The 10,985-nt window shown below is 41.1% G+C and carries 9 protein-coding genes and 2 pseudogenes; 9 read left to right on the plus strand and 2 right to left on the minus strand.

What is annotated here, in order from left to right:
• Positions 1-7 precede the first annotated feature (7 nt).
• Positions 8-2,119 carry a single-stranded-DNA-specific exonuclease RecJ gene (locus V7L20_RS18830; protein ID WP_334745548.1) on the plus strand — a complete coding sequence of 704 codons (2,112 nt, stop codon included), beginning with the start codon at positions 8-10 and terminating at the stop codon, positions 2,117-2,119.
• A 70-nt stretch (positions 2,120-2,189) separates the two neighbouring features.
• Here V7L20_RS18830 and psb30 read toward each other — a convergent pair whose 3' ends face one another.
• Positions 2,190-2,333 carry a photosystem II reaction center protein Ycf12/Psb30 gene (gene psb30 / locus V7L20_RS18835; protein WP_114086065.1) on the minus strand — a complete coding sequence of 48 codons (144 nt, stop codon included), beginning with the start codon at positions 2,331-2,333 and terminating at the stop codon, positions 2,190-2,192.
• 551 nt (positions 2,334-2,884) lie between these two features.
• Between psb30 and V7L20_RS18840 the strand changes: the two genes are divergently transcribed.
• The 4 genes from V7L20_RS18840 (at position 2,885) to V7L20_RS18855 (ending at position 4,801) form a co-directional block, all read left to right on the plus strand.
• Positions 2,885-3,256 carry a VOC family protein gene (locus V7L20_RS18840; RefSeq protein ID WP_334745549.1) on the plus strand — a complete coding sequence of 124 codons (372 nt, stop codon included), beginning with the start codon at positions 2,885-2,887 and terminating at the stop codon, positions 3,254-3,256.
• Positions 3,257-3,562: 306 nt separating this feature from the next.
• Positions 3,563-3,913, plus strand: coding sequence for a YkgJ family cysteine cluster protein (locus tag V7L20_RS18845; protein WP_334745550.1), 351 nt, complete (start codon positions 3,563-3,565; stop codon positions 3,911-3,913).
• A gap of 100 nt (positions 3,914-4,013) precedes the next feature.
• A complete protein-coding gene (locus V7L20_RS18850) occupies positions 4,014-4,445 on the plus strand; it encodes a TMEM165/GDT1 family protein (protein ID WP_334745551.1) in 432 nt (143 codons plus the stop codon).
• A gap of 53 nt (positions 4,446-4,498) precedes the next feature.
• Positions 4,499-4,801 (plus strand): TMEM165/GDT1 family protein, encoded by a 303-nt coding sequence (locus tag V7L20_RS18855; protein ID WP_334745552.1) that lies wholly within the window; start codon positions 4,499-4,501, stop codon positions 4,799-4,801.
• 159 nt (positions 4,802-4,960) lie between these two features.
• Here the strand turns inward: V7L20_RS18855 and V7L20_RS18860 are convergent, their stop codons facing one another.
• Positions 4,961-5,887: a cobalamin-binding protein gene (locus tag V7L20_RS18860; RefSeq protein ID WP_334745553.1), complete on the minus strand. Its 927-nt coding sequence runs from the start codon at positions 5,885-5,887 to the stop codon at positions 4,961-4,963.
• 441 nt (positions 5,888-6,328) lie between these two features.
• On the opposite strand from V7L20_RS18860, the pseudogene V7L20_RS18865 reads away from it, so the two are divergent.
• The 4 genes and pseudogenes from V7L20_RS18865 (at position 6,329) to V7L20_RS18880 (ending at position 10,625) form a co-directional block, all read left to right on the plus strand.
• A pseudogene (locus V7L20_RS18865) lies at positions 6,329-8,110 on the plus strand (ATP-binding protein).
• Positions 8,111-8,349: 239 nt separating this feature from the next.
• Positions 8,350-8,883, plus strand: coding sequence for a hypothetical protein (locus V7L20_RS18870; RefSeq protein WP_334745554.1), 534 nt, complete (start codon positions 8,350-8,352; stop codon positions 8,881-8,883).
• A gap of 38 nt (positions 8,884-8,921) precedes the next feature.
• Positions 8,922-9,092: pseudogene (locus V7L20_RS18875) on the plus strand (calcium-binding protein); the annotation flags it as partial.
• 45 nt (positions 9,093-9,137) lie between these two features.
• Positions 9,138-10,625 carry a calcium-binding protein gene (locus tag V7L20_RS18880; protein ID WP_334745555.1) on the plus strand — a complete coding sequence of 496 codons (1,488 nt, stop codon included), beginning with the start codon at positions 9,138-9,140 and terminating at the stop codon, positions 10,623-10,625.
• Positions 10,626-10,985: the final 360 nt, after the last annotated feature.

Consider the following 10,985-nt stretch of genomic DNA (forward strand, 5'->3'; position numbering starts at 1 on the left):
TTTTATTGTGCTAAACGGAGCTGTATCTCAACTATCAAAACCTAACAGGCGCTTACCTAATCAGCGTTGGCAAATTTATCCACAAAAACCAGAATTTGCCCAAAAGCTGGCGGTTTTGACAAATATTTTCCCCATTATCAGTCAACTGCTGATTAATCGGGGTATGGAAACACCAGAACAGGTACAAGCATTTTTAGAGCCAGAGTCTTTAGTCTTACCTTTGCCGTTGGAAGAATTCCCAGATTTAACGATTAGTTTAGAGTTGTTGCAAAATGCGATCGCCTCTCAAACAAAAATTGCTATTTGCGGTGACTATGATGCTGATGGAATGACTAGCACTGCTCTACTTTTACGTAGTCTCCGCACTTTAGGCGCACAAGTAGATTATGCTATTCCGAGTCGGATGCAGGAAGGTTACGGTATCAATAAACGCATAGTTGAAGAATTCCACAGTGAAGGTGTAGGATTAATTCTCACTGTAGATAATGGCATCTCTGCGTTTGAGCCAGTTGCTAGAGCTAGAGAACTTGGTCTTGCAGTGATTATAACCGATCACCACGACATTCCCCAAAAATTACCCCCAGCGAACGCTATTCTTAATCCCAAACTAATAGCTGAATCCTCACCTTATCGGGGTGTTGCTGGTGTTGGTGTCGCCTACATTTTGGCAGTGTCTCTAGCACAACAACTAGGGGAGACTAAAGGCTTGATCCAGCCGATGCTAGCACTATTCACACTGGGAACGATCGCAGATTTAGCTCCCTTAACTGGCGTGAATCGCCGCTGGGTAAAACGTGGTTTACAGCATTTACCCAAATCCAACTTGGCTGGGGTGAAGGCGTTAATTCAAGTAGGTGGCGTTCAGGCGAGAGAGGGGGAGCAGGGGAGCAGGGGAGCAGAGGAGAAAATCCTCAATTCAAAATCTAAAATCCAAAATCCAAAATCCCTAAAGCCTGAAGATATCGGGTTTCGCTTGGGGCCACGAATTAATGCTATTGGTAGGATTGGTAATCCCCAGACTGTTATTGAATTGCTGACTACGGATGATATGGGAGTGGCGCTAGAAAGAGCAATGCAGTGCGAACAAATCAACGCCTCTCGCCAGCTAATGTGTGAGCAAATTGAACAAGAAGCGATCGCCTATGTAGAGACACAATATATCACGTCTCTACAACAAGACCGTGTATTAGTTGTTGTTCAACCCAATTGGCATCACGGTGTTATTGGTATCGTCGCCTCTCGCTTGGTGGAACGCTACGGTGTTCCCGTGTTTATCGGTACTTATGAGGATAAGGAACATATACGCGGTTCAGCACGCTCAATTCCAGAGTTTCATGTATTTGAAGCTTTGGAATATTGTCACGATTTACTAGGGAAATTTGGCGGACACAAAGCAGCCGGGGGATTCTCTCTACCAGCAGCGAATTTACAGGTGTTGCGATCGCGTTTGATTGAGTTTGCTAACCAGTGTCTTGAACCCCAGCATCTCAAGCCTCTGCTCAAAATTGATGCCGAAGTCAACCTCAATCAAATCAATGAGCAGCTTTATCAACAGCTTAATGCTCTACACCCCTGCGGTATGGACAACCCCGATCCAATTTTTTGGACACCTAATGTTCAAGTGGTTGAGCAAAAAATCGTTGGTAAGGGTCACATTAAACTGACAATTGCTCAAACTATTGATAATCAGGAGTACAAAATTAAAGCGATCGCTTGGCGTTGGGGCGACTATTTCCGCTTACCGCCGCGAGTAGATGTCGCTTACAAGCTACGAGAAAATTACTTTAATGGTAACACCACCATCGAGCTAGAGTTAATAGGTGTTAGATTGCCAACTCAGCTTCAACAATTTTTTACTTCGCCACGTACCCCATCAATTACCACCTTTGAGTACAATCAGCGACAGTATACTTGTGGTTTCTATAAAAACGGTATTGAAGCAGAATTAAGAATTAAAAATAATGAAGGCAAAGTCTTAGCCATGCAGCCAGGACATATAATCGGTTTACTAGGCACTAATCGTCAAAACGCTAAAGAAGTTGATATCTCACAGCCACAATATGACAGTATTATTCAAGCTGCCCTTCAGGCGTTATCGGTATTGAGTGCTGAGTTATGAGTTATGAGTTATTAATTAACTTTTCATTCTTAACTCTTAACTATTAACTCCTAGTCAGCACTCAGAACTCTTATAAGTTGCCGTTGCGAAATGCCAGCAAAAAGATTACCACTGGCCCAGCAATCACAATTAGCGCCACGGACAGCAATTGGAAAATAACTTCCCAATTGATACTCGTAAAAGCGTTAAACAAATCAGATACAGCGTCAAACATTTTCCCTTTTCTCCTCCCAATTGTCTTAAAAAATTCAATAACTTAATTACAAAACACGCAATCGATCATATCTGGCCATGGGCTGTTAGATTTAATTTACTTAACAAAATTATAAGAAAAGACATAAAAACGTAAAATAAGGGGATTGGGGACTAGGGCAATACGCTTGGGTTAAGAAAATTTATCTTTTAAGGCAGGGGAAGCAGGGGGAGAAAAAAAGCAAGCTTAACAACCGTATTGGGGGCTGGCTTGCCGTAAGCGTAGCCGAACGGGGGCAGGGAGCTGGGGAGAGTTCATGTACAAGTTCTTTCCCCTCTGCCGCTTCTTCCCCTCAAGCTTGTGAGAAATGTGGGATTAGAACAGAGGCAACATTCAAAAGGATAATTACTGAACTAAAGCAGAAGATTTAATTTGGGATAAATTTTTATGATCTGCGTCTAAATACTAAAATACTACTTACCGATTGGGTTACAGTTGTTTTAATCTTTAAAAAAGTTGATAATAGTTGATAATATCTATACTGCAAAAGTTTTGGATTAGGACAGTAGATTATGACATTGAAAAACACTTTTGGTGAATATAGTTTTGTCACTAAAGTAGACGTTACCAATCTAGAAGCTAGTGTCGAGTGGTACAAGGACAAACTCGGTTTAGTTCCTGAATCCAAATATGACACGCCTAGCTGGAGACAGTTAAGTATCCCTGATATTGGGAATTTTGCAATTGGATTGAACTTAAGTAACTCTGTTGTTGCAGGTAGTGCTGTTAGTACCTTTGTTGTAAACAATATAGTTGCTGCTCGTCAAAGCCTTATTGAAAAAGGAGTTGAAGTTGGGCCAATTACAGATGTTGGCCACGGAGTTCAATTGTCTGTCTTCAACGATATTGACGGAAACTTGTTGGGGCTTCGGCAAAATCCGTAGTTAACACCCTAGCTTGCTGCACAACTTGGGAATTAGGCAGCAACTGAACTCATGTTCTTGGCTAATTCCCAAACTGTACATATACATATAGCGCAATACCGTTGAGTTAAGCTTTTTTCTCTTCCCCTGCTTCCCCTGCCTCCTATGCTTGCCTTAACAGATAAATTTCCTTAACCCAAGCGTATTGGGGATTGGGAAAATTTTCTCAATACCCAATCCTCAATCTTCAATACCTAATCCCTAATCCTTAATTCTTAATTTCTAATCCCTAATCGCTAGCCCCCAATCCCCACTTCCTAATCCAAAATGGCAACTTGGCAATGTGTGAAGCAATGTGGAGCCTGCTGTAATCTTGATCCAGCAGAGCGTCCAGATTTGGATGAGTATCTCTCACCACCAGAACTAGAACTTTACCTCAGTATGGTAGGCGAAGATGGATGGTGCATTAACTTTGATCATACCACGCGGGAATGCCGCATCTACCCCAATCGTCCGCGCTTCTGTCGTGTGGAATCAGAAGTGTTTCAAGATATGTATGGGGTTAAACCAGAAGAAGTTAACGATTTTGCTATTGACTGCTGTCGCCAGCAAATAGAAGGAGTGTACGGCGATCGCAGTTTGGAAATACTACGCTTTAAGAAAGCTGTTGGGCTGTGAACTCCCATTGCTCGTTTTAATATCTGGAGTTGCAATTTATTACAACAATTTGAGAATATGATAGAAATATGAAAACAACCTCACAACAAAACTATTGCCTGTGAAACTTGATTCTGCCCCTTTGGACATTTCTGGCATATCTCAGACTGAGATCGAGCTAGAACTGAAAGACAGCAATGATTTTAACTTAACTCCTGCGATCGCCCAACCAGTTCAGCCTGTAGTTGCCGATAGTCCTCAGAAGCAGCAATCACCACTAGTAGTTTTTGGTACAACTTTTATAACCATTTTTCTAGCAGAAATTGGAGATAAGACTCAGCTATCCACCCTGTTAATGAGTGCAGAATCTCATTCGCCGTGGGTGGTATTTATCGGCTCGGCGGCGGCGCTGATAACCACCAGCTTATTAGGTGTGCTTTTAGGTAGTTGGATAGCCAGCCGACTCAGCCCAAAAACTGTAGAAAAATCAGCAGGTGTAATGTTGTTGGTGATTTCCCTAATGCTCTTTTGGGATATATTTACTAGTCATTAGTCATTTTTGCCGTGCTTCTTCATCTCTTTCATTTCCCCTTTGCCCTTAACAATATGGATTGGCATCTTTTAGGACTGAGCTTTATTACAGTTTTTTTATCAGAATTGGGTGACAAAAGTCAGCTAGCGGCGATCGCACTTTCAGGGCGTTGTCATTCTCCGCGTGCGGTATTTTTTGGTGCAGCAGGCGCACTGCTGTTGACAAGTCTACTAGGGGCATTAGCAGGAGGTGCAGTAGCCGAATTATTACCTACATCCTTGCTAAAAGCGATCGCTGCTGTGGGATTTGCCATCCTTGCCGCCCGCCTGCTGTTATTTAACAATCAACCATCGGCAGATTTTGAAAAAACACCTTAAAGAAGAATTCAGAATTTAGAATCCAGGAATCAGAATTACTTTTTATGGATGATTGGAACCCACCAGAGTTTTCAAAAAATATCACCCATTATTTCGACAAGCTTAGTAAGCAAGCATCGGACTCGAATTCATACTGAATTCTGATTTCTAAATTCTTCTTCACAAAAGTTCCCAACCAGTTCCTTTGTAGCCGTATTGAAAAATTTCCGGATGCAAAATTTCTGCCAAAATTTCTAGAGAATCTACCAGTCGTGGCCCTGGACGATTGAAGTAAGAATTGCCATCAGCTATGTATACCCTACCAGTTTTGGTAGCGTGCAGTTTTTCCCAGTCTGAATGTTGAGTTAACAAACTGGCTTCTTGGCGAGTACGATTTAAAGCAAAGCCACAAGGCATAAAAACAATTACATCAGGATCAGTTGTTAATAGTGTTTCCCACGGCAAGACAGAAGAAGGCTGACCTGTAGCACAAAATAGAGAATGTCCTCCTGCTAAGTTAACTAATTCTGGAATCCAATTGGCGGCTACCATCAAAGGATTAGTCCACTCGATACAGGCGACAGTAGGCTGTTCATTTAACGAAAGTCCCTGGATTTTATGCTGACAAATTTTGACGCGAGCTTCTAAGTTTTCTATGACCTTAACCGAGTCTACGCCAAAAGTGTTACCGACTCGCTCAATGTCAGCCCAAATATCTTGGAGAAGATTAGGTTGTAAAGAAATAATCTGCGGTTTACTGTCAATAAGTGTAGCAACTGCCTTTTCAACATCGTCTAAGCTGACAGCACAAACATCGCACTGGTCTTGAGTGAGAATGTGGGTAGGCTGCAATTTCTCTAAAACATCCGTTTTGATTTGGTAAATACTCAGAGCAGATTGCAATAAATTGCTCACTTCATCATGAATTTGGCTGCTAGAGCTATTGGAGTTTAAGCGTGCTTCGGTACAAATAGGGCGATCAAGGATTTCTGGAGGGTAATCGCATTCGTGCGATCGCCCCACAATAGCATCAACCAAGCCTAGTGTCGCTAAAATCTCTGTTCCACCGGGAATCAGGGAAACAATTCTTACATTACTATCCGTCATCGCTCCACCTCCACAAAACCTGCCGTTACTTCAATTTTTGCAAAATTTGAGTCATTAGGCATCTTTCTCTAGGAGAATTAAACGTGTTTTGGTAGTCAACACTCAGCAATAAATTAAACTCAGTGTTCGGTATTCAAAAGAGTCTTTTCTTCTCCTTAGTTCCTAGACCTAAATTCAAAATATTATACTAATTAATAGTATAATTACTTAATAAAAATTATTTGAAATATTAATTATACCCTGGCAAAAATGACTGGAACGAAGTAATAGAAGCAATGAGCAAAATTTATTTAAAATTTGTTATCTAAAATCATAAATTTTCATTAAAAAAAATATACATTCCGGTAATTAAAATCAGAGCAAGTAGTTGTAGTTATACAAAGACAGTTCTACTTTTTTATAAAACTACAAGGCAAAATTATTTCTTCTTAAGGTCAACTAATGCAGGTGGTGTCAACTAGAGATATTACAGGGCATAACCAGTCCCAAAAGGCTTTGCAAATCAAAGAAAATCGTCGGCGAAAACAAAGCCAGGCGCTGGTGCAGCTGGCAAGAAGCAAGACATTTACATTTCAGCAAGGTGATCTCAATGCAGCTTTAAAAGAAATTACAGAGGCTGCTGCTCAAACGCTTTTAGTGAAGCGAGTTGGTGTATGGTTATATAATCAAGAACGTTCAAAAATTGAATGCATCGATTTATATGATGTAAGCACCAAGAGTCATAGCTTTGGTAACTCACTTTCAAAAAAAAATTATCCAGTTTATTTCTAGACTTTAGAACAAGAACGTACCATTGCCGTAGATGATACCATCAACGATACAAGAACCCAAGAATTATCCGAGTCTTATCTTTCAGTTTCGGGCATCACATCCCTGCTGGATGCACCGATTTGGCTAGAGGATTGTTTGATAGGCATAGTCTGTCACTAACACATAAGCGAAGTTCGTCAATGGACTTTGGACGAAAAGACTTTTGCAGGCTCGATTGCAGATTTTGTGACGCTGGCTATAGAAGCGAAGGAGCGAGACTTCGTACAAGAAGCATTGCAGCAGAGTGAGGCCAAATTTCGGGCGATTTTTGAGTGTTTTTCTATCGGCATCGGACTTATAAATATGAAAGCACAGATAGTCGATACTAATCTGGCACTGTGCAATATTTTAGGATATAGCCGAGAAGAGTTATACGGCAAGCGCTTTACAGATTACATTTCCACACAAAGGGGGGATTTAAAACTTTACAAACAACTAATGTAAGGAATTGACATAGACTTCAAGAGAACTTCGACGCTAGGGTTCGAGTCCTCCAAACATCAGGAACAGTTTGTCGAAAGATATCGGATTGAGATGGAAAGATGCTGCCTGCATCAAAATGGTAGCTTAGTTTGGACTCATATCTGTGTCTCTGTTATACCTAACAGCAATGGTGAAGCTGAGTTTTTTCTAACGATGATTGAAGATATTACTGAACGTAAGGAAACAGAGTTGAAACTTCGTGCCTCTCAAGAAGCAGCAGAAGCTGCCAGTCGGGCAAAAAATGAATTTTTAGCAACTATGAGTCATGAGTTGCGGACACCTCTCAATGCAATTATGGGTTTGTCGCAGTTATTGCAACAAGAAATAGTTGGCTCTCTCAATGAAAAGCAGAACGAATACGTAAGTTGTATATATAGTAGTGGTGAACATCTACTGGCGCTGATTAACGATATCCTTGATTTATCTAAGATAGAAGCAGCGAAAGAGGAACTGTCACTCTCACCTTTGCCAGTATCAGATTTATGTAATTATGCTATATGGACAGTGCGCGATCGCGCCTCAGAAAAGGGATTACAACTCACCTGTAAAATTGATGTAGAAGAGGATATTTGTGTTGGTGATGAGCGGCGCATTAAGCAAATGTTACTCAACCTGCTCACTAATGCGATTAAATTCACCCCAGCCGGTCAGGTATCGCTAGTAGTGAAAAAAGTACCGCAAGGAATAACCTTTACAGTTTCAGATACTGGAATTGGTATAGACTCAAATCAGTTTCAATTTTTATTTGAACCATTTAAACAACTTGATAGTCGGTTAAATCGAAAGTATGAAGGTAGTGGTTTAGGTTTAGCTTTAACACGCAAATTAGCGCGTTTGCATGGTGGAGATGTGACTGTTATATCGACTTTAGGAGAAGGTAGTCAGTTCACTCTATTTCTACCAATTCTACCAAAACCAGTAGATATATAAACACGACTTGATGAAGGATAAGCTGTTACGCATTTAAATTGGATATTTACTTGTGGGGGTTGTCATTTATCATTAGTCATTTGTATTTCATCAGATTAACAAAACACCAATTTAGACTGGAGCGATCGCATTCATATTTTTCGCCTTAAAGAGCTATTGTAAAATCATGCCAAGTGAAACAGTATAACGTAGGTTGATAACTTAAATTACTAAAAAATTGATTCAGGAAGGTAAAAGTTATGGCAAATATCGTTGGAACCAACGGTAATGATACTCTAGTGGGCAACTTCTTCGACGAGGATACAATTGACGGTCTAAAGGGGAACGATACCATCACAGGTGATACGGGCAATGATATCCTGACTGGTGGCAGCGGCAACGATAAATTTGTTTATGACTTGTACGACGGCATCGATATTATCACCGATTTCGGTGGCGTAGGTAAAGGCTCAAATCCCTCGGCAGCACTCATTGCCGAAGTGGATATTCTGATATTCCAAGATAGAACTGCCCGAAATCTGCTACTCATGCAAAATGGTAACAATCTGGAAATTACCTTTGAAGAGGTGGGTGATCTGGATAACTATCCGATAATGAGCTATCCAGACTTCATTGCGACGAAAGTCATCTTGCAAAACTTTACCCTGGAAAACCTAGATAACCTATCAACGCTGGGCAAACCAGCATCAGTGATAGCTTTGATGTCGTCAATGCCAACTCCACCCAAGAGAACCCGTTCAACAAGAACACAGTTACCTTTTTTAACGACCTGAATAACTATGTCATCGGCTTTGACAACTCAAATGATGTCATCAATGGTCAGGGCGGTAATGACAGCATCAACGGCAAAAGTGGCAACGACCTGCTGCGCGGTGGTACGGGGAATGATACTCTCATTGGTGATCTGGGCAATGACACCCTTGTTGGTGGTACTGATAACGACCTGCTGCGAGGTGGTACGGGGAATGATACTCTCATTGATGATAGTGGCAACAACATCCTCAACGGTGGCACTGGTAACGATACCTTGAATTTTGACGGTTCAACAGGCGATAACCTACTCTCTGGGGACAATGGCAATGATTATCTCAGTTCCTATACCTCCAACTATCGCTACCGCTTGTATTCTACTTCAGGGAATAACACCCTCAACGGTGGCGCTGGTGACGATACCTTGAATGTTGACGCTTCAACAGGTGATAACCTACTTTTTGGGGACGATGGCAATGATTATCTCTCTGCCTCTGGTTACTACGACCTTTATCACTTTGAGAGATATGAGACTTCAGGCAATAACACCCTCAACGGTGGTGATGGTAACGATACCTTGGATGTTCGATCTTCAACAGGCGATAACTTAGTCTTTGGGGGCGATGGCAATGATTTTCTCAGTTCCTATGCCTATACAACTAGCTCCGGTCTCTTTGACTCCTCAGGTAATAATATTCTCAACGGTGGCGATGGTAACGATACCTTGATTGTTGGTGGAACAGGCGATAACCTAGTCTTTGGCGGCGATGGCAATGATTCTCTCTCTGTCTATGGCTACTTTGAATCCTTCCCAGAATTCAATAATGTTCCTGGAAATAACACCCTAAACGGTGGCGCTGGTGACGATACCTTGAATGTTGACCTACCACAAAGCAATAACCTTCTAAATGGGAGCGATGGTAATGATTCTCTTTTTGTCTCTCGCCAGTATTATTACAACGATGATGGCACTTTTGGAAATAACACGCTAAACGGTGGTGCTGGTGACGATACCTTAAATGTTAACCTATCACGAAGCGAGAACCTTCTAAATGGGGGAAATGGTAATGATTCTCTTTTTTTCTCTCGCCTGTATAATGACGATGATGGCGCTTTTGGAAATAACACGCTAAACGGTGGTGCTGGTAACGATACCTTGAATGTTGACGGTTCAGGGGGTGATAACCTACTCTCTGGGGGCAATGGCAATGATTATCTCTTTGCCTCTAGCTCCTACTACAACTATAACATCGAAAACGACATCGAGAACTACATCTATGAAGCTTCTGGCAATAATACCCTCAACGGTGGTGCTGGTAACGATACCTTAAATGCTGACAATTCTACAGGCGATAATCTACTTGATGGGGGCAATGGCAATGATTCTCTTAGTGCCTCTAGCGCTTCTGGTAATAACACCCTCAAGGGTGGTGCTGGGAGTGATTTCTTGATGGGTGGGAACGGTAATGATACCCTCTATGGAGGAAATGGTGCTGATACCTTTGCTTTCAATAGTTATAATGAAGGCGTTGATAGTATTTATGACTTCAACGCAAATAATGAATTTATTCAGGTATCGGCTGCTGGTTTTGGTGGGGGGTTATTAAGAGGTTTTCTCTCTGCTAGTCAGTTTACCCTTGGAACATCTGCAAAAACGATCGCTCAACGATTTATTTATGATAACAATACAGGTGCATTGTACTTTGATCAAGATGGCAGTTTAGATGCGTTTACTCAGGTAAAATTTGCACAATTATTTGGTTAAGTGTCATTAAGCGAAAACGATTTTTATGTGACTGGTTAATCGTAATTAGCACTTGATGATTCTAGCCAGATAAAAATAACAAATTATGCAAATGCGAGGTGCTATTATAGGCATTTCACATTCGATTTATTAATTGCGATCGCTGGAAATTCTTCAGCTAAATCAGCAACTTTATTAAAGTGAAATGCGCTTGCTCGATTCCACTTATGTAGTATTTTTTGCACTACGTGTCACTACATAGATATTTTTATTTTCCATAAATAAATTTGGCGTTGCATATTTGCGGGATGAATTAGGCTGAAAGGGTGATAAAACCGTCATGGAGGTAATGAAGTAATAATTTAATTGAAAGCCTAAGCA

The sequence above is a fragment of the Nostoc sp. genome (genome assembly GCF_036916735.1).
Taxonomy (GTDB): Bacteria; Cyanobacteriota; Cyanobacteriia; order Cyanobacteriales; family Nostocaceae; genus Nostoc.